The sequence below is a fragment of the Lentzea sp. JNUCC 0626 genome (assembly GCF_043632865.1).
Classification (GTDB): Bacteria; Actinomycetota; Actinomycetes; order Mycobacteriales; family Pseudonocardiaceae; genus Lentzea.
Genome location: NZ_CP171635.1, coordinates 4,490,112 through 4,511,464 on the forward strand (window position 1 = coordinate 4,490,112; position 21,353 = coordinate 4,511,464).

General features: G+C 70.7%; 15 protein-coding genes. 3 read left to right on the forward strand and 12 right to left on the reverse strand.

Annotated features, from left to right (window positions below; all coding sequences use genetic code 11):
• Positions 1 to 268: 268 nt before the first annotated feature.
• From JNUCC0626_RS19495 to JNUCC0626_RS19515, 5 genes are all read right to left on the reverse strand, one after another.
• Complete coding sequence (locus tag JNUCC0626_RS19495) at positions 269 to 2,941, reverse strand: ATP-binding protein (protein WP_394622065.1); 2,673 nt, start codon at positions 2,939 to 2,941, stop codon at positions 269 to 271.
• Positions 2,941 to 5,538 (reverse strand): LuxR C-terminal-related transcriptional regulator, encoded by a 2,598-nt coding sequence (locus tag JNUCC0626_RS19500; protein WP_394621192.1) that lies wholly within the window; start codon positions 5,536 to 5,538, stop codon positions 2,941 to 2,943. The genes JNUCC0626_RS19495 and JNUCC0626_RS19500 overlap by 1 nt, the downstream gene beginning before the upstream one ends.
• Positions 5,539 to 5,690: 152 nt before the next feature.
• Complete coding sequence (locus tag JNUCC0626_RS19505) at positions 5,691 to 6,140, reverse strand: hypothetical protein (protein ID WP_394621193.1); 450 nt, start codon at positions 6,138 to 6,140, stop codon at positions 5,691 to 5,693.
• 682 nt (positions 6,141 to 6,822) lie between these two features.
• Positions 6,823 to 9,561, reverse strand: a complete 2,739-nt coding sequence (locus JNUCC0626_RS19510) for a helix-turn-helix transcriptional regulator (RefSeq protein ID WP_394621194.1) — start codon at positions 9,559 to 9,561, stop codon at positions 6,823 to 6,825.
• Positions 9,562 to 9,748: 187 nt separating this feature from the next.
• Entirely contained in the window at positions 9,749 to 10,468 is a 720-nt protein-coding gene (locus JNUCC0626_RS19515; protein ID WP_394621195.1) for a LysR family transcriptional regulator substrate-binding protein, read from the reverse strand.
• Between the two features lie 73 nt (positions 10,469 to 10,541).
• Between JNUCC0626_RS19515 and JNUCC0626_RS19520 the strand changes: the two genes are divergently transcribed.
• Positions 10,542 to 10,904, forward strand: coding sequence for a DUF5997 family protein (locus JNUCC0626_RS19520; RefSeq protein WP_394622066.1), 363 nt, complete (start codon positions 10,542 to 10,544; stop codon positions 10,902 to 10,904).
• A gap of 26 nt (positions 10,905 to 10,930) precedes the next feature.
• On the opposite strand, the gene ccrA is transcribed toward JNUCC0626_RS19520, so the two are convergent.
• From ccrA to JNUCC0626_RS19540, 4 genes are read right to left on the reverse strand one after another with little or no spacing between them, the layout of a single operon-like run.
• Entirely contained in the window at positions 10,931 to 12,253 is a 1,323-nt protein-coding gene (gene ccrA / locus JNUCC0626_RS19525; RefSeq protein ID WP_394621196.1) for a crotonyl-CoA carboxylase/reductase, read from the reverse strand.
• A gap of 59 nt (positions 12,254 to 12,312) precedes the next feature.
• Positions 12,313 to 12,945, reverse strand: a complete 633-nt coding sequence (locus tag JNUCC0626_RS19530; RefSeq protein WP_394621197.1) for a hypothetical protein — start codon at positions 12,943 to 12,945, stop codon at positions 12,313 to 12,315.
• 22 nt (positions 12,946 to 12,967) lie between these two features.
• The gene (locus JNUCC0626_RS19535) at positions 12,968 to 13,612 is read right to left on the reverse strand and encodes a maleylpyruvate isomerase N-terminal domain-containing protein (protein WP_394621198.1); all 645 of its coding nucleotides are present in this window, start codon (positions 13,610 to 13,612) and stop codon (positions 12,968 to 12,970) included.
• A 10-nt stretch (positions 13,613 to 13,622) separates the two neighbouring features.
• Entirely contained in the window at positions 13,623 to 14,342 is a 720-nt protein-coding gene (locus tag JNUCC0626_RS19540) for a thioesterase II family protein (RefSeq protein WP_394621199.1), read from the reverse strand.
• Between the two features lie 60 nt (positions 14,343 to 14,402).
• On the opposite strand from JNUCC0626_RS19540, the gene ligD reads away from it, so the two are divergent.
• Together ligD and JNUCC0626_RS19550 are read left to right on the forward strand one after the other, a co-directional pair.
• On the forward strand, positions 14,403 to 15,347 hold the full coding sequence (ligD, locus tag JNUCC0626_RS19545) for a non-homologous end-joining DNA ligase (RefSeq protein ID WP_394621200.1): 945 nt from the start codon (positions 14,403 to 14,405) through the stop codon (positions 15,345 to 15,347).
• On the forward strand, positions 15,337 to 16,272 hold the full coding sequence (locus tag JNUCC0626_RS19550; RefSeq protein ID WP_394621201.1) for a DNA polymerase domain-containing protein: 936 nt from the start codon (positions 15,337 to 15,339) through the stop codon (positions 16,270 to 16,272). The genes ligD and JNUCC0626_RS19550 overlap by 11 nt, the downstream gene beginning before the upstream one ends.
• Here the strand turns inward: JNUCC0626_RS19550 and JNUCC0626_RS19555 are convergent.
• The 3 genes from JNUCC0626_RS19555 to JNUCC0626_RS19565 all read right to left on the reverse strand — a co-directional run bounded on the left by JNUCC0626_RS19555 (position 16,251) and on the right by JNUCC0626_RS19565 (position 21,297).
• Entirely contained in the window at positions 16,251 to 18,596 is a 2,346-nt protein-coding gene (locus tag JNUCC0626_RS19555) for a caspase family protein (protein WP_394621202.1), read from the reverse strand. The two genes, JNUCC0626_RS19550 and JNUCC0626_RS19555, sit on opposite strands and share 22 nt — an antisense overlap.
• A gap of 41 nt (positions 18,597 to 18,637) precedes the next feature.
• Positions 18,638 to 19,516 carry a hypothetical protein gene (locus JNUCC0626_RS19560; protein ID WP_394621203.1) on the reverse strand — a complete coding sequence of 293 codons (879 nt, stop codon included), beginning with the start codon at positions 19,514 to 19,516 and terminating at the stop codon, positions 18,638 to 18,640.
• An 83-nt stretch (positions 19,517 to 19,599) separates the two neighbouring features.
• Complete coding sequence (locus tag JNUCC0626_RS19565; RefSeq protein WP_394621204.1) at positions 19,600 to 21,297, reverse strand: ABC transporter family substrate-binding protein; 1,698 nt, start codon at positions 21,295 to 21,297, stop codon at positions 19,600 to 19,602.
• Positions 21,298 to 21,353 lie beyond the last annotated feature (56 nt).

Consider the following 21,353-nt stretch of genomic DNA (forward strand, 5'->3'; position numbering starts at 1 on the left):
GAGTGAATCGTAGGAAGAGTCAGCGAGCCGGGTCACCGAGCTTGGAGGGTTGTGCCCCGATGTTGTGGTGGGCGTGGGGCAGGGGTTCGGGGAGGTGTCCGCGTCTTTCGGTACGACGTTTCGGGTGCGTCTCACCTGATGCCTCGATACCGGTCCTGAGCTGCGACGATGGCCAGACGGCCGATCGAGACGCCACAGCGCGGTAACTGAGGTGCAACTCAACTATGACGGATGGACGCACAGAAAACTCGTAGATGTTGCGTCCGGGTTAAGCAGATGGCGGACAGGCCCGCGCGAGTGCGCCCGCCAGTTCCGTCCGGCGGCGAATGCCGAGCTTGCGGAACGAGTTGGTGAGGTGCTTCTCGACCGCGCGGGACGTCACGGCGAGCTCCTGCGCTATTTCCGGGTTGGTGAGCCCGCTGACGACGAGTCGCGCCACTTTGTACTCGGCGCGGGTCAGTACCACCACCATGCCGGGCGAATTACCGTCGAGTTCCCGCGCGATTCGAGACGCGAGCCTTTCCGCGCCGCTCTCCACCGCGAGTTGATACGCCAGTCGAAGGTGCTGCTGCCCCGACGCCGTGCCATCGGCCCGTTCGCGCGCACCGAGCTGGAGCAACGTCTTGGCCCGTTCGAACGGGTTCGCGTGCAGGATCTCCACGGCCTCACGCACCATGCCGAGCCCTTCGGCGCCGGGCGTGTAGCGGCCGAGCATGCACAACGCGCGTCCGATGCCGATCGGCGCGCCCCATTCCACGGCCCGTTCCCAGGCCTGCGCGGCGACGTCCTGGGCGGCCGGCAGATCGCCGAGCTGCGCGTGCAGCCGTGCGGTCAGCACGCACCACGGCAGCAGCACGGGGTTTCGCCAGCCGATGGCGTCGAACACGCGCCCGCAGTCGAGCAGGTGGTCGAGCGCCTGCCGGTAGTCGCCCGCGGTGGCCGCGCCCGCCGCGTGCAGCATCCGGTAGACGGCCTCGACGCCCGGCGGTTCGTCGCGATCGGGCCGGGACTCGACGAGCCGCGCGATCAGGTGGGGTTCGCGCAGGTCGATCGCGACGGCCATGAGCCCGACAGCGGCCGTCGTGGTGTCGCCGCGCCAGTCGAGCACGGCGAGGTCGACCGCGCGTTCGGCCGCCGCGTGCGCCTCCCCCGGCCGGCCGAGGTGCATCTGCACGAACGACTGCTGCGCGAGGATCAACGCCTGTTCGACGCTGCCACTGGCCTGCGCGAACGCCTCCTCGAGCCACGGCACGGTCTCGGCGGCGGCGTCCGCGGTGGCGAGCACCTTGATGAGCAGCGGCAGCGCGGTGTGCATCTGCCGGGGATGCGGTGGTTCCTGCTTCAGCACGGCCAGCGCGATGTCCGCGACCTGCTGCGCGGGCAGCAGCGCGGTGAGCATGGCGGCTTCGAGCAGCACGATCTGGAGTTCGCGTTCGCCGGGGGTCGTGCCGCCGATCTGCTGGAGGCGCCGGGCGGAGTCGGCGAGCAGCGCGGGATCGGAATGCCACGCGTACCGCTGCCGCGCCTCCAGCCGGTACGCGAGTTCCTGGTCGTGGCCGAGGCTCGCGGCGACGTCGTCGATCAGGTCGCGCACGGGCCGGGGCGCGGACCCGAGCGCGGTCGGCGCGATCCGCACGAGCGCGGCGGCCCGTTCCTCGACCGTCCGGAACAGCGGCACGGCGGCCGTGATGTGCCGGACGGACGCCGCCGGGTCGAAGAACCGTTCCGCGGTCGCGAGGTCGACGAGCAGCCGGGCGCGTTGCTCGGACTCCGCGGGCACGTCCCGCAGCGCCCGCCGCAGGTACCGCGCGGCCACCTCGGGAGCGCCCCGGCGCAGCGCGGTCGCGGCGGCCTCGCCGAGCGTCTCGACGGCCCACTGCCCGTGCACGGAACTGGCCGCGAGCAGCCGCCCGGCGACCTGTTCGGCGGGCCTTCCGCAGTCGTGCAACACCTTCACGGCCCGGCGCTGCCAGTCCTCGCGTTCGGCGACCGGCATCGACTCCTCGATCGCGTCCCTGATCACCGGTCGGCGCAGCACGAGCCCGGCCTGGTCGAGCACCCGTTGCGCCTGCACCGCCTGCGCCTCGGTGAGCCCGGCGAGCCGCCCGGCCAGGTCGTCGTCGCCGAGCACGGCCACCGCCCGCGCGAAGTCCTGCGCGTCCTTCGGCTGCGCGGCGAGGTCGCGCACCAGTCGTTCGCGCAGCCGGGCGGGCCGCAGTTCGAGGACGTGCGGCACCTGGTCGGCGGCCGGGCTGGTGATGTGCTGGAGCACCGCGCGCAGGAACATCGGGCTGCCGTCGGTGACCGCGTGGCAGGCGGCCACGAACTCGTCGTCGGGACGGCGGCCGGTCCGCTGCTCGACCAGCGTCGCGATGGCGGCGAGCGACAACGGTTCCGGCCGGATCACCGAGCCCTGGAAGAGGTCGCTCTCGACGTCGCGGGTGGCGACGACGAGCAGGATCGGGTGGTCGTGCAGGGTCGCCGACAACGCGACGAGCCACCGCCGGGACGGTTCGTCGGCCCACTGGAGGTCGTCGATCAGCAGCAGCACCGGCCGGTGCGCGCTCAACGCGCGGGTCAGCGCGATCAGACCGGTGTTCGCCGCGTCCTGCACCGCGAACGCCGAGTCGGCCGCCGTGTCCTCCTCGAACACCGGCCGCGCGAGCCCGGCGGGACCGGTGAGCAGATCCGCGCAGCCACCGGCCAGCGCCGGGTCGAACAGCTGGCGCGCGACGCCGAACGCGAAGTCCCGCTCCAGCAACGAACACGTGGCGGTGAGGACGTGGCAGCCCTCCGCCCGGTCCGCCACGGCAGCGAGCAGCGCGGACTTCCCGGACCCGAGCGGCCCGGCGATGACGATCCGGTCGCCGCTGCCCGCGCGCACGCGATCGAGGGCGCCGGTGAGCAGGCGCAGGTCGTCGGCGCGTTCGAGCAGCGTCATCACGAGGCCAGGTGGTCCGCCAGCTCCGCACGGCTGGAGATGCCGAGTTTGCGGTACGCCCGGGTCAGGTGCACCTCGACAGTCCGCAGCGTCACCGACAGATGTTCGGCGATGGCCCGGTTCGTCGCGCCGGACGCGGCCAGCTCCAGGACCTTGCGCTCGCTCGCGGTCAGCGCCGCCAGTCCATCCACAGTGGACGGCACGCGCATCCGCCCGCCGACGCCGAGCAGCAACGTCCTGGCGGAGTCCGCGAGGGGACGGCTGCCCGCCCGCAACGCGAGCCCGACGGCCGCGCGCAGGTGCGTGCGAGCCTGCTTGGGCTGGTCGAACTCGGTGTGCAGCGTGCCGAGCAGCAGTTCGGTGCGCGCCTGCTGGAGCAGCGACGGCACGGCGGCGAACCCGTCCGAGGCGGCCTTCGCCATGTCCAGCGCGCCGTGCCCCTTCGTCGTGTACGCCCTGGCCAGCAGCGAGAACGCGGCTGCCTCGCGGGACGGCCACCCCTTGGCGAGCCGGTCCACCTCGCGCACGGCGGCCGACGCGTCGTGGCCCGCCTCGGTCAGGACCTGGACGACGTCGATCCACGACGGCAACGCGGTGGGGTCGCTCAGGCCGACGGCCGTCAGCACCGTCTGGCAGGCCGCCATCCGTTCCGCCGCCACCGCGAGGTCGCCCTGCGTGTACGCGAGCCAGGCGGACGTGCGCAGGTACTCGTGGTGGGCCGGCGTCAGGTGCCGGATGTCGTCCTCGTCGATCTCGCCGAGCAGCCGCTCCGCGAGCAGGGTGTCGCCGGTCTGCACCGACAACCAGGCCAGCAGGATCGTTGCCTGGGGCAGCTCCCAGGCGCCGTCGCGGACGGCCTGGACCGCCGCCACCGCGTCCCCGGTGGCCCGCTGGAGATCGCCGAGCGCCAGGTGGGCGAGCGCCCGCTGGTGCAGCGAGCGGCACAGCGCCAGCGAGTCCCCGTTGTGGGAGAAGGCGTCCACGGCCCGGTCGAGGACGGCGAGCGCGTCCGCGGTGTGCCCGGCCGTGCGCAGGACGGTCGCGGCGGACAGCATCGACCAGTCGCTCAGCGCCTCGGCGTCGGCGAGCGCGGCCTGGGCGTAGCCCACGGCCTCGTGCACCTCACCGCCGCGGCGCATGGTGGCCTCCGCGACGACACCGAGCAGGCAGCGCTGGGCGGTCGTGTCGTGCGCGGGCGGTGGCGCGGCTTTCGTCGCGGCGGCCGCGGCGGTGTGCGCGTCGTCGAGGTCGATCGACAGCTGCACGGCGTCGAGCAGCGTGGTGAGGTCCTGGGGCAGCGCGGGATCGCGGGCCAGGCGCAGGAACGTGCGCGTCCGGCCGGTCAGCGCGTGCTTGACGGCGACGGCGGCCCTCAGGTCCGGGTCGGAGGTGCGGTGGAACGCGGCGGCCAGGTGTTCGCACGCCTGGGCGGGGTCGTGCCGGGACAGCTCGGTCGCGAGGTTCACCCGCAGTTCGATGTCGTCCGGGTGGAGCTCCACCAGCCGGCGCAGGTACCTCGACGCGTCCTGCGGCTGACCGCCCGCCGCAGCCTCGTGCAGGACCTGCGACATCCACGGCGCGTCGACGGCGGGCAGGAGCACGAGCTGGTCCGCGACCGCCCGCGCGTCGTGCCCGGACTCGTCGAGCACGACGGCCGCGCGGTGCCGCAGGTCGACGACCTCGGCCGGGTCGAGCACGTCGAGCACGCCCGCCCGGTACCAGGCGCGGACGTGCTCGGGCAGGCCGTCGCCCAGCAGGTGCTGGCGGCGCAGCGCGGAGATGCCGTTCTCGGCGACGCGCTCGGACACCCCGGCGAGCGGGCCGACGAGTTCCTCGCGGTCCACGACGACGAGCGCGGTGGCGATGGCGCGCAGGTGGGCGGGCTGGTCGCGCAACCGCCGGGCGGCGACGAGCTCGACGGACTCCTGGCGCAACGCCTGGGCGGCGCGGAAGTCGGCGAGCACGGTCGTGAGGTGGCTCGGGACGCCGCCGGAAAGTTCGAGGCACAGGCTCGTGAACACGGCGTCCGGCGGGAAGTTCAGGGTCGTGGAGATCATGTCGACGACCTGCGGCGCGGTGAGCGGCGGCAGGTCCACCACGTGCGCGCTGGCGAGATCGGCCTGCACCGCGCGGTTGTGGGACAGCACCAGACTGACCGGTTCGTCGCCGAGCCTGCGGACCACGAAGTCGGCCCAGTGCACGGTCGCGTCGTCGCACGCGTCCAGGTCGTCGAGGACGAGGCAGACGGGCGAGCGTTGCGCCAACGCCACCACGTCGCGCCACATGGCCCGGTACACGCGGTGGAAGGTGGCGGCGGACGGGTCGGTGAGTTCCGGCACCCGCAGCCCGGCCTGGGAGAGCAGTCTCCGCGCGACGGCGAGCGGCCGGCGTTCGCCGCGCCCGCCCGCGCTCAGCACCGTGGTCCCGGCCTTCGTCTCGGTAGCGGCGACCTGGCGCAGCACAGCGGACTTGCCACAGCCGCGGCCACCGCGCACGAGCACGGCCCGCGCACCCCGGCCCCGGCGGGCGGCGGTGGTCTGGTGCGCCACAGCGGTGAGCACGCTCTCACGCCCGATGAGCTCCGGCTGCTCGTCCACCGCCTACCACCTCAGACTCGAAGAATGACCCAGGTCCTCAGGATAAATGCCTCAGGTGACAGGACCGCAAACTCCGCGTGGCAAGTGGCAAAGTCAGGCGCGGTGTTTCGCCTTGTGCCGCTGGCGAATCACCGCCGGTTCCAGTCAGTGAACTAATACGCCACCGCGCGGCCGGGCACAACCCGGTAGAGGCCCGGTTTCTCCGGAAGAAACATGAGTCCGAACCGCGTCAGGAACTCACCGAACGCCGTGTCGACGAAGTCGTCGTCCGGCGGTCCCTCTCCCGTCCCGGCGGCGGCGCGCGCGACCTCGGCCGCGGTGGCCTCGTAGACGACCAGGTCCGGCAGGTCACCCGCGAAGTACCCGCGTGCCAGCGAGATCGGCGACGAGCTGTCGTCGAGGAAGCCCACCACGTCCCACCTGCCCTCGGTCGCCTCGCTCAGCGCGAGACGACCGGCGACCTCGGACGAGGTGGCGTAGGTGACGCGGTAGCCGCGCCGCACCAGTTCCTCGATCACCGCGAGCGCGGGCAGCGCCTGTCCCTGCGCGGGATTGGCGAAGATCGCCACATGTCGCCCTCCCGTGCCGATCTCCTCGGTCATCGGCAATGGCTCCCCTTCTGCTCGTCCGAACCACGTGCTGCCACATGCCGTTGTACGGCATTTCAAGCTCGGGGAATCACTCACTTTCCCATTGTTCGCGGGCTCGTCCCCGCTGCCCGTCTTGTGCCCGAGTTCGCCGGCGGTGATCTTGCCGGTGCAGTTCCTCGGCGGACGTTGCCTGACAGGTCTGTGACGCGGCGGGGAGCGTCCCGGGAATCGTTCGGGAGAGGTCGAGACCCAATCGCACCGAGAAAGGTGAGCGTTCCCAACGGATGGCGGGACACCGGTCCTGCGCAGCCACTTCACCAGCGCGCCGGTTCGGAGAAATGCACCCGATGACGTCGCGCAGACGGCTGGTCACGTTCTCACAGTCCGGGACGGAAAGCCTCGCCGGGGCGGTGACGATGATCGCACCAGGTTTTGAGGACCGCGTCGATGCCTTGCCGCACAGCGCTTTCGACCGCACGAGTCTGGCAGGGGACAGCCAGATTCGACCCCTCGTGGCGTCGGCCCTTTCCTGGGGGCGCTGGTGAAGCCGACGGGGATTCCCGCCGAGGATTGCCCTGGCGGAGTGGAGCGGCCGCGTCTTCCTGCCCGATCGGGCAGCGGACTGCAGCGGGCCGGAACTGCGACCACCGCACGGCATCCACCCGTTCGGATCAGGTATCCATCGCGGATGGAATCAGGCGGTGCTCGGCAGGTACGAGTGCAGGTCCGCCGGCAAGTCCCTGCGGTACTTCACGTTCAGCTTCCGGTACACCCGCGTCAGGTGCTGCTCGATCGTCGACGCCGTGATGTACAGCTTCGACGCGATCTCCCGGTTCGTGTACCCGATGGCGGCCAGCGCCGCCACCCGCCGTTCCGCGACGGTCAGCGTCGCGATCGGGTCCACGGGCTTCTCGTCCACCGCCGCGTCCTCGTCGGCCTTGGCCCGCGACGGCAGCAGCTCCTCGCACAGCTCCGCCGCGTCGCAGACGTTCGCCACGTGCCAGGCCCGCCGCGCCACCGTCCAGGCCCGCCGGTGTTCCCGCAGGGCCTGGTGCGCCTTGGACAGGTCGGCCAGGGCCCGCGCCAGTTCGTACTGGTCCCCGTGCTCCTCCAGGATCGCCACCGCGTCCTGCAGCAGCCGCGGCCTGTTGTGCGGCTGGTTCGTGGCCGCCAGCAAGCGCAGCGCCACGCCCCGAGTGCGCGACGCGTCGGGTCCGAGGCGGGCCAGCTGCTCGGTGATCAGCCGCTTCGCCTCGTCGCGGTTGGCACCGTGCGACAGCCAGGCCTCGGCGGCCGACGTGCGCCACGGCACGAGGCCCGGCTGGTCCACGCCCCACGAGGTCATCAGCTCGCCGCAGGACAGGAAGTCGGCCACCGCCGCGTAGTGCCGGGAGGTGGCCAGGTAGTGGTGGCCGCGCGCGTGCAGGTAGTGCAGGCCGTAGCGCGACTGGAACGTCGCCTCGGGCACCGGCTGCTCCAGGAACGAGGCCGCGTCGTCGTGCCGTCCCATCCTGGTGGCCGCGGCGATCAGGATCCCCAGCGGCATCCCCACCGCGACGCCCCACCCGCCGGCGGGCATGAGGTCCAGGGCGTTCTGCGCGTGGTCGAAGGCCGACGTCAGGTCGCCGCGGCGGAGCGACACCTCGGCCCGCACGCAGGAGAAGAACGCCCTGGCCACCGCGAGGTTCTTGGCCTGGGCCTCGTCGAGCAGCCTGTCGCACCACTGCGCGGCGACGTCGAGCCGGTCCGCGTACACCAGCGCCTGCAACGCGACCATCGCCGACTCCGGTCCCCACCAGCCGGAGTCCGACGGCCGCGCCGCCTGCAGCACGTGCTCGGCGTCGGTGGCGGCCCCGGCGTTGTTGCCGCAGGTCAGCACGCTCGCCAGGGCCGTGACGGCCTTCAGCGTCGGGCCGGAGGTCAGGCTCACGGTCCGGGTCTTCGCCGCGTCGGGGCGGGAGGTGCGCCGGGCCAGCGCCGGGTGCGAGCACGCCAGCCACAGCTCCATCGCCCGCGTGCCGGCGCCCGCGGACGACGCCCGGCGCACCCGGTCCAGCGCCTCGGTGGCCTCGTCGACCTGGCCGTTCCACAGCATCGGCTGCACCAGCGACGTCGCGTCGTGGTCGGAGAGCTGACCGGACCTCAGCGCCGGCACCACGGCACCGAGCCGGCGCCCTGCGGCCGACGGGTTGACCCGCCACTCGACGCGCATCAGCTTCGCCGCGATCGCCGCCCGCCGGTGGACGTCCACGCACGCCCGGTGGGCCAGTTCCAGGTAGCGCAGCGCGGTGTCGACCTGCTCGTCGCGCAACGAGTGTTCGGCTGCCTCCTCGAAGACCGGCACCATCCAGGGGTTCTCGGAGTGGTCGGCCATCATCAGGTAGGGAGCGACCTCGGTCGCGGGCGCGCCTTCGTCGTGCAGCAGCAAGGCCGCGCCGAGGTACATCTCCTTGCGGTCCTGAGTGGACAGATCGTCCAGCACCGCGTCTCTGGCGGCGGGATCGCGGAACCAGCCGTCCACCAGCAACCCGGCCTGGTTCATCACGTCCAGCGCGGACGCCACGGTCTCGGCGTCGGCACGGGCCAGTCGCCCCAGAGAGTCCACTGTGGCCTGTTCCCCGGTCACGGCCAAAGCCCGCGCCACGGGCAACACGTGGTGCTCACTGCGATGCAGACAGCTGACCAGGGCACGCCGATAACCGGGTCCGATCACCAAAGCGCCGTCGTCGCGCGGCTTGCCCAGCCGTTGGTCCTCCAGCAACGCCCGCACCAGCAACGGATTGCCGCCGGACAACGCCATCGCCTCGTCGGCACCGGACTCGAACAGGACGTCCACGGACTCCAGCGGCGCCAGCCGGACCTCCCGGCAATGCGGATGCCGCAACAACTCCGTGTGCAGAGCGGTGTGCGCGGCCCGCGGCGACGCGGTCTCGCTCAGCACCAGCAACACCTTCGCCTGCCCCAGCCGGCGAATCAGGTAGAGCAGCCAGTGCAACGACGCGGGGTCGGCGTGCTGCACGTCGTCGATGCCGATCACCAGCGGCGTGTCGGCCACCAAGTCCAGCAACGCCAGGCAAAGCGCGTGCAGCTGGTGCGCGGTGGGGCCGTCCGCGGCGCGGGCGGCGACGTCCAGCAGGTCCCCCACCGACTCGGGCACGTCCAGCGGGTGGAAGAGCTGACTCGCCACGCCCAGCGGCAGGTCGCGTTCGAACGCCGAGCAGGTCGCCGTCACGAACGGCACGCCGCAGGCCTCGCCGAACGCGTGCAGCAGCTCGGTCTTGCCGGAGGCGACCGGGCCGGCGAGCAGGGCGACCCTTCCGGATCCTGACAGGGAGTCGGCCAGCGCCGTCTCCAGGGCGGCCCACTGGTCGTCCCGCTCGAGCAGGCCCGCGAGCCTCGCCCCGGTCACACCGCTGTCAGACGTCCCGGTCATGATCTCGTACCTCTCGCCGAGAATCCGTCGTGCCGCGGCGCGGCGGGTGCGGTCGAGGCACCACCGCGTTCCCCAGAAACGCGGGCATGACGGGTCGGCACCGAGCGTCGCAGGAGAGCCCAGCCCTCACAACGCACTGCGCGTCGGCTCTAGGTTTTCTCCTGGAGTCCCGGCGCCCGTGGACCGGCTAGCGGCCGCGGCGGGGCTTCGCGCGCTTGGCGGGCTGCTTCTTCTGCGCCGGTGCGGGCCCCCGCCGCTGCTGCTGCTTGGGCGCCTGCTTCTGCTTGGCCTGCTTGGCTTGCTCGGGCGCGGGACCGCGGGTGCTGTTGACCGAGCGGCCGCGGACGATGCCGATCAGGTGCTCGACGAGGTCGGGGTTCTCGTCGCGGATCGGGAACGACAGCGCGACGCGGGACTGCGGCGCGTCCGTCAGCGGCACGTACTTCAGGTCCTTGCGGTGGTGCAGCCGCGCGAGCGACTGCGGCACGACGAGCATCCCGACGCCCGCCGCCACGATCTGGATGGCGTCCGCGGTGGTCTCCGGCCGTTCGACCGGCGCCTGACCCGGGAGCTCGTCCCAGCCGAGCGAGTCGTCGAGCGGCTGCCACAGGACGTGGCCGGCGAGGTCCTCAAGGGACAGTTCGTCGGCCGCGGCGAACTCGTGGTCCTTCGGGAACACGACGACCGTGGTCTCGGTGTAGAGCGGGATCGCGTGCAGGTCCTCCCGGTCGCCGGGCAGCCTGAGCAGCGCGGCGTCGGCCTCGCCGGAACGCACCCTGAAGGCGGCTTCGGCGATGGTCACCTGCACGAGGGTCAGCGGGGTCTCCGGCAGGCGTTCCTGCCAGACTCCCGCCCACTTGCCCGGCGTCACGCCTGGGACGTACGCGAGCGTGAACGATCCGGTCACGCGCTGAGGCTACCGGACGCAGCCGTTGCTCCCTGTGGCATTACCCTTGGGCGTCATGAAGGCCGAGCAGACCATGAAACCCGCCACCGCCGCGAAGAAGCTCGGCGTGTACCTGGAAGCCACTCCCGAGGAGTTCCAGGCGGGTGTCGTGTCGCGCGACGAGCTCAACGCGCTGCAGGCCAACCCGCCGCAGTGGCTCGCGGACCTGCGCAGCAACGGCCCGCACCCCAAGCAGCTGATCGCGCAGAAGCTCGGCATCTCGACCAGCGGCCTGGTGCGCGCCGGCATCACCGAGGCGCTGACCACCGCGCAGATCAACGCCCTGAAGGAAGAGAACCCGGACTGGCTGGTCCGCGAGCGCAACACCTTCAAGGAGTTCAAGGCAGAAGAGGCCCGCCTGGCGGAGAAGGCGCGCCTCGAAGCCGAGTCCGAGTGAGTCCCGTCACCGGGTGAACTGCTCGGTCACCCGGTGGTGCGGAACCGGTTGATCGCGGCGACGTGCCTGCCGCGCAGTTCGTGGTCGCGCACGCCGAGCCCCTCGGACGGAGCGAGGCACAGCACGCCGACCTTGCCCTGGTGGGCGTTGCGGTGCACGTCGAACGCCGCCTGCCCGGTCTCGTCGAGCGAGTACACCCTGGACAGCGTCGGGTGGATCTTCCCCTTGGCCACCAGGCGGTTCGCCTCCCACGCCTCGCGGTAGTTCGCGAAGTGCGACGAGACGATGTGTTTGAGGTTCATCCACAGGTAGCGGTTGTCGTACTGGTGCATGAACCCGGACGTGGACGCGCAGGTGACGATCTTGCCGCCCTTGCGCGCCACGAACACCGACGCGCCGAACGTCTCCCGCCCGGGGTGCTCGAACACGATGTCGGGGTCCTCGCCACCGGTCAGCTCACGGATCTTCGCGCCGAACCGCTTCCACTCGCGCGGGTCCTGCTCGTGCTCGTTCTTCCAGAAGCGGTAGTCCTCAGCGGACCGGTCGATGATCAGCTCGGCGCCCATCGCCCGGCACAGCTCGGCTTTCTCCGGCGACGACACGACGCACACCGGGGTCGCGCCGCCGTTCAACGCGAACTGCGTGGCGTACGAACCCAGTCCGCCCGAAGCGCCCCAGATCAGGACCGTGTCGCCCTGCTTCATGTTGCCGCCGTTGGTCGACACGAGCTGCCGGTACGCGGTGGAGTTGACCAGGCCGGGTGAGGCGGCCTCCTCCCACGTCAGGTGCTCGGGCTTCGGCATCAGCTGGTTCGCCTTCACCAGCGCCACGTCGGCCAGGCCGCCGAAGTTCGTCTCGAAGCCCCAGATCCGCTGCTGCGGGTCGAGCATCGTGTCGTTGTGGCCGTCCGGACGCTCCAGCGGCACGTCCAGGCAGTGCGCGACCACCCGGTCCCCCGGCCGCCACACCGACACGCCGGGACCGACGCGCAGCACCACACCGGCCAGGTCCGAGCCCACGACGTGGTACGGCAGCGCGTGCTTGCCGCCCAGCCGCCGCAGGAACCCGAACGTCGAGACCGGCTCGAAGATCGACGTCCAGACCGTGTTGTAGTTGATCGCGGACGCCATCACGGCGACGAGCGCCTCGCCGGGCGCGAGCTCCGGTGTCGCGACCTCGCGGATCTTCAACGACCGCCGCGGGTCCTTCTCCCGGCTCGGCAGCCCCGAGAACATCTCGGCGTCGCTCTCCTCGACCACGACGGCGCGGTAGCTCGCGGGCACGGGCAGCGCCTCGAAGTCCCGCGCCACCGCGTCGCCGGATTCGATGGCGCTCAGGAGTTCGCTCATGAACCCCAAGGTAGGAGGTCCGGGCCTAGGGAATGCCCGCGAGAACGGCCCCCGCGAGGTCAGGTCGTCCTGATCCCCGACCGGGTGGTGCCGCCGGCCACCTCGACGTGCCTCGTGACCTTCAGCAGATCCCATGCCCGAACACGAGGCTGCACGTAGCCATCGCCCGACCTCATGCGTTGGTGGAGCACGCTTGTGCAGGTGGCGAGCACCTCTTGTTGCTCCGGCGTCAACGGACCGCCGGATGCCAGCGCGGCGGTGACGCACAGTTCCACGTCCGCGAGGGCCTGGTCCTCGGGCTCCGCCTCGCCCTCTCGGGACAGGCGCCAGTACCGCAGCGCGTGCAGCGCCGCCGGCCGGGCCGCGCCGTACCAGAGCGGAGGGAACCCGTTGGGATTGTCGTCGGCGGGACGCGGACTTCGCTGACCGAGTCGCTTGGCCCGCGTCCTCACCACGGCGTACTCACGAAGCGCGGCGTGCCAGCCCGCTCGGCTCGCCGACAGGTCGTCCAACGCGTGCAAGAGCGCTGCTTCGTCGCGGTAATACGGCCCGTTCCGAAGCGCGAGGAAGGTCAGCGACGCGTTGAACCCGATCGGCCGGTACAGCTGCACGCACGAACGCAACGCTGATACCCGGTGCCGGTAAGGCAACCCGGGATCACGAACGTGGCGCGCGTGGTTGGTGAAACTCACCGAGCGAGGCTATCGATCCACGTCACCCCAGCACGAACGGAATTCCCAGCTCCCCCAGGCCCGCGCGCTCCACTTCGGTCGGTGCGCGCCGTCCCGTTCCCACCAGCAGCACGTCGGTGTCGGAGAACCCGGCGGGGAACGTGGTTCCGGCGATCTGTTCGAGCATCTCCCGGCAGCGGGCCACCGCCTCGTCCGACGGACCCGCGTGCTGCGGCAGGTGCGCGACCAGGTCGAGGTGGTGCAGCGTCCACTCCCAGACGTAGGCGCCCAGATAGTCGGCCGCGGTGAGCACCATGTCCTGCGTGGACACATGGGTGTCGGGCGCGGCCAGCGTCGCCGCTCGGTGCGCCGCGCGGCCCACGTCGTCGACGTGGAACTTCAGCATCCACGGTTCTCCGTACGCCTGCGCGAGCCGGACGATCAACGTCGAGAGCGGGTCGTCGGCGGGTTCGTGCGCCACCTGCCAGTACGTGACAGCGTCGTGCGTCGGCTCGTCCGGCGACGGCGTCACGAGCGTGATCAGCACGTCCTGCGCGTCGATCACGAAGTGGCACACCAGGTCTCGCACGAGCCAGCCCGCACATCCCGACGGCTGACCGAAGTCCTCGTCGGTCAGCCGTTCGACCGTGTCGAGCAAGTCCCCCAACGAGCGCGAAAAAAGGTCCACGACCGCCAAACTACCGCGAGGCGGTGATGACGCTCGCGACCGCACTTCTGTTGTCGGACAGGTAGAAGTGGCCGCCGGAGAACACCTTCAACGTGAACTCTCCGGTCGTGCGTTCGCGCCACTGCTCGACCTCGTCCACCGAGGCCTTGGGGTCGGCGTCCCCGGTCAGCGCCGTCAGCGGGCAGCCCAGCTCCGGTCCGGGGCGGTAGCGGTAGGTCTCGGCGGCGCGGTAGTCGTTGCGGATCGCCGGGAGCACCATCCGGACGATGTCCTCGTCGTCGAACACACTCGCGTTCGTGCCGGCGAGCCTGCGCACCTCGGCCATCAGCCCGGCGTCGTCGCGCTGGTGCACCCGGTCGTCGCGGACGATCTGCGGGGCGCGACGGCCGGAGACGAACAGGTGGTCCGGTTCGTGCCGCAGCGCCACCTCGAACGCGATCATCGCGCCCATGCTGTGCCCGAACAGGTGCAGCGGGCGGTCGGTCGGCAGCCTCGGCGCGATCTCGTCGGCCAGCCGTCTGACGTCGTCGATCAACGGCTCTGACCTGCGGTCCTGCCGTCCGGGGTACTGGACGGCGAGGAGTTCGGCCTGGCCCTGGAAGGCTTGAGCGAACGGCTGGAACCAGCTCGCCGCACCGCCCGCGTGCGGGAAGCAGACGAGCCGCGGCGCGTGCGCGGGGGCCTCGGTGAGGCTGCGGAGCCAGAGTCCGGTCTCGAGTGTGGACGCCACGCGTCGATGCAAACACCGTTCGGGCTGAGGAAAAGCCTAGAAGCGGCTAGCGTGGCGGGCATGGGCCAGTCTCCGGCTGTTGAGCTAGAGGTGGAGGACCGCGTCGTGCGGATCTCCAACCCCGACCGCGTCTACTTCCCGGCGCGCGGCGAGACGAAGCTGGATCTCGCGCGGTACTACCTGTCCGTCGGCGACGGCATCGTCCGCGCGTTGCGGGAACGGCCGTGCATGCTGCACCGCTTCCCGTCCGGCGTCACGGGCGAAAAGGTGCACCAGAAAAGGCTTCCTCACGGCGCACCGCCGTGGGTGCGGACCGTGCGGGTGCACTTCCCGCGCTACAACCGCCACGCGGACGAACTGTGCGTCACGCACCTCGCCGACGTGATCTGGGCGGTGCAGATGTCCACTGTGGAGTTCCACCCGTGGAACTCGCGCGCCGCCGACACCGAGAAGCCCGACGAGTGGCGCATCGACCTCGACCCCGGCCCGACCTGCTCGTTCGACCGGGTGCGGCGGGTGGCCCTGGTCGTGCAGGAGGTGCTGGCCGAACTCGGCGCCACCGGGTTCCCGAAGACGTCGGGCTCCAAGGGGCTGCACATCTACGTGCGGATCAAGCCCGACTTCGGTTTCCAGGACGTGCGGAAGGCCGCGTTGGCGTTCGCGCACGAGGTGGAGCGACGCGCCCCGGACGACGTCGAGACGACCTGGTGGCGCAAGGACCGCGACCCGTCCCTGGTGTTCGTGGACTACAACCAGAACACCCGCGACCGCACGATCGCGAGCGCCTACTCGGTGCGCGGCTATCCCGAAGCCACGGTGTCGACACCTGTCCTGTGGTCCGAGATCCCCGACGTCGACCCGCACGACTTCACCATCGCGACCGTGCCCGCTCGTTTCGCTTCGCTGGGGGATCTGCACGCCGGGATCGACGACGCGGTGTGGTCGATCGAGCCGCTGCTGGAGTGGGCCGCCCGCGACTCCCTGGAGGTCCCCGATGAGCAGTAGTTCCTTCAAGTTCTCGTCCTTGGACCAGCCGTTGTTCGGCGGGCTGCTCAAGGGCGACCTGGTGTCGTACCTGGAGTTCGTGGCCTCGCGGTTCGTGCCGGTGCTGGCGGGGCGGCAGCTGTCGGTGTGGCGGATCCTGCGCGGGCAGGACCCGTTCATGCAGAAGAACGTCCCCAAGTACACGCCTTCCTACGTGCGGACGGTCGACGTGTGGGCCGAGGCGTCGCACCGCACGATCAAGTACGCGATCTGCGACGACGAGCAGACGTTGATGTGGTTCGCGAACCAGCGCGCCGTCGAGTACCACGTGCCGCTGTACCTCGGGGATCACTTCGGCGAGGACCACGTGCAGACGCATCTGGTCATGGACATCGATCCGCCCGAGGGTTCGGGGTTCGACGTCGTGGTGCAGACGGCTTTGCTGGTGCGGGCCGCCTTGGCCGATGCCGGGCTGTCCGGCGTGGTGAAGACGAGTGGCGCCAAGGGGGTGCACATCTTCGTGCCTCTGGTCGCGCACTCGCCCGACGACGTCGCCGCGGCCACCCGGGCCTTGGCGGTGCGGGCGGAGAAGCTCGATCCCGCCCTGGCCACCACGGCCTACATCCGGGCGGAGCGGGGTGGGAAGGTCTTCCTGGACTCGACCCGTTCCTGGGGAGCCACGGTGGTGGCCGCCTACTCGCCTCGGCTGCGCGAAGGGTTGCCGATCTCCTTTCCGGTGCCTTGGGAGTCGCTGCCGGACGTGACGCCTGCCGACTTCACCGTGCGGACCCGGTTCGACGGGGACCCTTGGGCTACCTTGATGCCCGCGCCGCAGACGTTGCCCGACGACCTGATCGCGGAGGGACACACGATTCCCGTCGCGCGGGTGGTGGCGATGCACGAGGGGAAGCGGCGGAAGGCGGCTCAGCGGGAGGCGGAGAAGTAGGCGGCCATCGCGGCTGCCACCGGCAGGGCCACGTGGGCGACGCTGGTGAACGTCGGTTCGGTGGCGGAGACGTAGTCGTTGGCTCTGACGAGGATTCCCGCCGCGATGACCAGGTAGGCGGCCAGCCGGGCTTGGGCTGTGGTGATCGCGGCGGCCAGGGGGACGACGATCAGGGCCGCCAGGGCGGCGTGGGTGACGTACTGCGGGACCTCCGCGGTGAGCACGAGGACCGCGTCTGCCAGGAGCAGGGCCGGGGCGATCGCTTGCGGCCACTCCTGGGAGCGCCACGTGGTGTAGGCGGCGGTGGCGGTCAGGGCGGCGGCGGTGGTGAGGACGGCGATGTCTTCGCCGTCGCCGTTGATGGACATGAGGTCGTGGGCTGAGTACGCAACCACGAAGACGCCTGCGGCGCCCACGACTCCTGCGGCTGCGGTCAGCCAGGTCCGGCTTGTCGCCGCGGTCACGGCCAGGGCGGTGGCGGCCAGGGCGTAGGGCATCCAGGCGAAGGTTTCGCCGCCGCTGAGCAGTCCGGTCGTGCCGGCCAGGAGGCCGAGGGTGGCGCCGGGCAACCACGGGTGGTCGCGGACGGTCAGGGCGAAGAGAGCCGCGGTCAGTGCCCAGGGCCAGACGGCCGCGAAGACGAACGTGTTCGGGCTGGTGTCGCCGAGGTGGGTCAGGATGCCGCCGGGGATCGTCATCATGCCGATGACCAGGAGCGTCAGCGCCAAGCCCGCGACGAGGCGCGGCAATGCGGCCGGGAGCTGGAGTCGCGGCGCCTTCGGAATCGATCCGGCCTCGACCCCCTCCGGGGAGTCCGAAGCCCCCACTCCCATCGTCGCAGGCGGCACCGACAGTTTTCGCGGAGTGCGGTCGGCGGCGGGTTTCGAGGTGGATGCCGGAGCGGCGGGTTTCGAAGTCGGTGAGGATGCTGGCCGTGCGCTCGACGGCGGGGTCGCGGAGCGTTTCGAAGTAGTCGGGGAGGCGGCTGGCGTGGGTGGCGCAACGGTGTCGGCCGCCGGCTCCCCCAGCGCCTCGCGCGCCGCCGACGCCACCATCCGGCTGTCGTCCTCCCCCAGCCTCCGCAACGCCAGCCGCGCCGCCAACGCCCGCCCCTCGTGCGCGACGGTCAGCATGCGCAGCAACTCCGGGATCGCCCCCGCCCGCACGCCCGGCAGCGAGTGGTCGATGGCCTCCTGCAGTTCCGACGGGAGCGCGGACGGCACCGAGACCGGGCGGGCGCGGCGGGCTATGCGGAGGTCGCCTCGCACGTCCAGCATCCACTTGCCCGGGGTCTGGTGCGGGGTCACGCGGCGGACCCGGTCGTAGACGTACTCGTAGAGTTCGTCGAGGCCCACGTGGCCGTCCTGGTCGCGGTCGGCGTCGCCCGATTCGAGGCCCTCGACCAGGGCCGAGGTGAAGACGGACGGTTCGCCCTCCGAGGCGTCGGCCACCGAGGCCCCCTCGAAGGCGTACTCCATCGCGGACGAGGCGGTGATGACGGCCCGGCCGCTGCCGCCGAACTGTTCCTCCAAACCCACCGAACCGCCTGCGCGGGCGACCATGCCCCGGCCGAAGGCGCCGGAGTAGCAGCAGTCGAGGAGCAGGACCACTCGGCGGGAGCGGGAGCGGTTCATGCGGCGGGCCACGAAGTCCGCGGAGACCGCGGTGCCCGCGAGGCGGGAGAGTTTGGTGCTGGAGGTGGCGAAGTGGAGTTCGCCTGCCTCGTCCTTGACGCCGTGGCCGGAGAAGTGCAGGACGAGGAGGTCGTCCGGGGCCCGGTCGGCGAAGAAGTCCTCCACCGCCTCGTTGATCTCGGCCGCCGAGGAGTTGATCAGGGTGCGGACGTGGAGGCCGCCGATGCGCGGGTCGGCGAGGACCTCGCTCAGGCGGGCGGCGTCGTGGGCCGGGGCGCGCAACGACGACAGGCCCGGGTCGGCGAAGACGTGGCTCGCGATGATCAGGGCGTGGCGGTGCAGGCGGCGGCCCAGCCACGCGGAACGCTGTTCCAGCTCCTCAGGAGTGGGGGCGCCGGTCAACTCCAGGGGCTCGCCGTCGGCCTCGATGGTGACCGAACGTTCGCGGCGCTGGCCCAGCCACGACGACACGGCGTTGATCAGGGCGGCCAGCACCGTGGACTGGGCGACCGTGGCCAGGAGGGTGCCGAGGTCGGCCACGTCGACGGCTTTGGCGCCGTCCGGGGCCGAGCCGGGAGCAGCGGAGACGGGGAGCAGTTCGGACAGTTCGGTGCGCAGGAAAGACGTGAGTTGCTCGACGCGTTCGTCGTCGGCGCCGTCCTCGTGCACGCGCAGTGTGACCTGGGTCATAGCGGCCTCCCGACAGGAGGTCGTTCACCAGGGGCAAAGCATTACGACGGGTCGGAACCCCGGTACGCGCCCCACCAGAAGCCCAGCACGGCGGCGATCACGGTCGCGGTGATCCAGCCGGTGAAACCGGTGCCGTCGAGGTAGGCCCAGAACAGGCCCACGAACGGCGCCGGGACGATGAACACCGCGTCGACCCTGAGGTGGGCGACCAGGCCCGAGGGCGCGCGGGTTTCCGGGTCGGGGCGCACCGGGTTGTCCAGACGGCGGCCGCGCGGGTGCTTCGTCACCGGGCGGCCGGACGGGTAGACGGTCACGCCGTCGATCACGGCGACCCGGCCGCCGCGCAGTTCCACGTCGGCGGGCGACGGCAGCGTCACGAGCACCGGGTCGTAGTAGACGGGCAGCCAACGCTCGACCGGGCCGTCGATCTCCAGCCACGAGCGCACCATCAGGCCCGACTGCAGCCGGATGCGCCGCACCGACACGGTCACGGCCTCGGCACGAGCGGCGCGTACCGCCAGGAACAACCGAAGGCCGCCGACGAACAGCACCAGCAACGCCACCGCGAGCGCGAACGTCACGCCACCCAGAGCGCGGTCGGTCGACACCAGCAGGTCCGAGCCCGGGATCACCGCGCGCGACGGGTCGGCGGGGTCGAACGCGATCTGCGCCTGCTTGCCGACGACCCGATCGCCGTCTTCATAAGGAACGCGCGCGGTGCCGGCGGGCCAGCGCACCTCGACCGCTCCGTCCGAATAGGACACGACCTCGCCCATATCGCGCGCGGTCATCGACGCCAGCGAGGCACGACCGTCCAAATAGGACAGCCAGGACAACGACGCGACCACGAGGCAGACCAGCAGCACGGCCGCCGTGGTCGTGAGGCCGTAGCGCAACGCGGGAACCCGGGAACGCAGCAAGACAAGCTCCAAACAGAAAGAAAACGGCCCGGCGGAGAGGACCCCCGCCGGGCCGTTCACGAGCCTAACGGCACGTCACTGCATCACTCGGTGAAGCCCATGGTGATGTAGTCGTACGGACGGTTCGCGTACGCGACGGCACCGAAGTTGGCGACGTTGCTCTTGACCGCGACCGCGCCGGGCAGCTGGTACAGCGGCAGCTGGTGGCCGAGCTCCCAGATCTTCTTGTCGGCCTCGTTCGCGATCTCGAGACGCTTGGCGTCGTCGAGCTCACCGTTGGCCTGCTCCAGCAGCTTGTTGACCTCTTCGGACCCGATCCGGCCGTAGTTCTGGTTGGTGTTGGTCGGGTCGAGCGTGTAGATGCTCTTGCTGTCCGAGATCGGCGTGGCCGAGGCCAGCCAGCGGAAGCCGGTCATGTCGAAGTTGCCGACGTTCACGAACTGCTTGAAGAAGTCCGTCGACGGGACGGCCTGGATGTCGACCTTGGCGCCGATCTCCTTCAGCTGCGACTGCACGAGCTTCGCGATCTGGTCGGAGGTGGGGTTCGGCGTCGGGATGACGTAGCGGACGACGAGCTCCTTGCCGTCCTTCTTGCGGGTCTCGCCCTCGAGCTTCCAGCCCAGCTCGTCGAGCTGCTTCTTCGCGGCTTCCTTGTCGAACGACGCCACGGACGAGTTGTCCTTGTAGCCCGCGGAACCCAGCAGGAAGAAGTGGTTACCCGTGACCTGCGCGTCACCCTTGATCATCTGGCCGAGCAGGGCCTTGGTGATCGTCTTGGTGTCGATGCCGCGCTGCAGCGCGACGCGGAGCTTGGCGTCCTTGAGGATCGACGTGTCGGCACCGTTGAACGTGATGTGCGAGTAGTCCGGCGTGATCGCCTGGCGGATCGTCACACCCTGCATCGACTTGGCACGCGTGAAGTTGTCGATGGAGGAGCCGATGTCGAAGAAGTCGATCTGGCCGTTGGCGAGCGCGTCCGCGAGTGCGGGACGGTCGACCTGACGGAACGTGATCTTCTCGAGCTTGGGCTTCTGGCCCCACCACGCCGGGTCCTGGACCACGGTCACGAGCTTCGCGGTGCGGTCGATCGTGCCGATCTTGAACGGACCAGCGGTGATCTTCGGCGTGTCGGCCCAGCCCTTGTTGAACTCCTCGGCGGAGGAGGACATGGCCTTCGGGTAGAGCGGCGAGAACAGGCCACCCTTCCACTCGGCGAACTTCTTCTTGAACGTCACCTTGACGTCCTGGTCGGAAGCGCCCTTCTCGACCTTCTCGATGTCCTCGTAGCCGGTGGTGCTGGCGACTTCGAACGCCTTGTCAGTGCCGTTGAGGGACTTCCACATCGCCTCGAAGTCCTGCCACGACAGCGCGGTGCCGTCCGACCACTTGGCCTTGGAGCTGATCTTGTACTCGACGACCTGCGGGTCCGACGAGGCGAGCTTCGCGTCGTCGAGGATGTCCTTGTTGACCTCGATCGTCGAGTCGGCCTTCTGCTTCCACAGGTTCGGCAGCATCGTGTCGATCATGCGACGACCGTCGGCGTTGGTGCCGTCGAGCTGGTTGTAGTTCCAGTTGTCGGGCAGCTGGTCGACGGGCCAGCGGAACTCGCCGCCGTCCTTGACCTTGGACGCGTCCTGCGGGTTGATGTCCGCCTGGCCGATCGCGTTGTCCGCGCCCTTGAGCCCGGAGTCCCCAGTGTTGTTGCTGGGCCCACCACACGCGGTAAGCGTGAGGGCGACCGCCGAAAGGGCGATCACACCCACCTTGGTACGTCGACTCACTGTCGTGAACCTCCCTCGTGCCCGGACACCAGTTGCCGGGGACACTGTTCCTTCGT

Bases quoted from the DNA above. Each gene is read 5' to 3' on its own strand.
- JNUCC0626_RS19510 (WP_394621194.1), bottom strand. From the start codon at position 9,561: ATGACCGGGACGTCTGACAGCGGTGTGACCGGGGCGAGGCTCGCGGGC.
- ccrA (WP_394621196.1), bottom strand. From the start codon at position 12,253: ATGAGCGAACTCCTGAGCGCCATCGAATCCGGCGACGCGGTGGCGCGG.
- JNUCC0626_RS19505 (WP_394621193.1), bottom strand. From the start codon at position 6,140: ATGACCGAGGAGATCGGCACGGGAGGGCGACATGTGGCGATCTTCGCC.
- JNUCC0626_RS19495 (WP_394622065.1), bottom strand. From the start codon at position 2,941: ATGACGCTGCTCGAACGCGCCGACGACCTGCGCCTGCTCACCGGCGCC.
- JNUCC0626_RS19520 (WP_394622066.1), top strand. From the start codon at position 10,542: ATGAAACCCGCCACCGCCGCGAAGAAGCTCGGCGTGTACCTGGAAGCC.
- JNUCC0626_RS19555 (WP_394621202.1), bottom strand. From the start codon at position 18,596: ATGACCCAGGTCACACTGCGCGTGCACGAGGACGGCGCCGACGACGAA.
- JNUCC0626_RS19550 (WP_394621201.1), top strand. From the start codon at position 15,337: ATGAGCAGTAGTTCCTTCAAGTTCTCGTCCTTGGACCAGCCGTTGTTC.
- ligD (WP_394621200.1), top strand. From the start codon at position 14,403: ATGGGCCAGTCTCCGGCTGTTGAGCTAGAGGTGGAGGACCGCGTCGTG.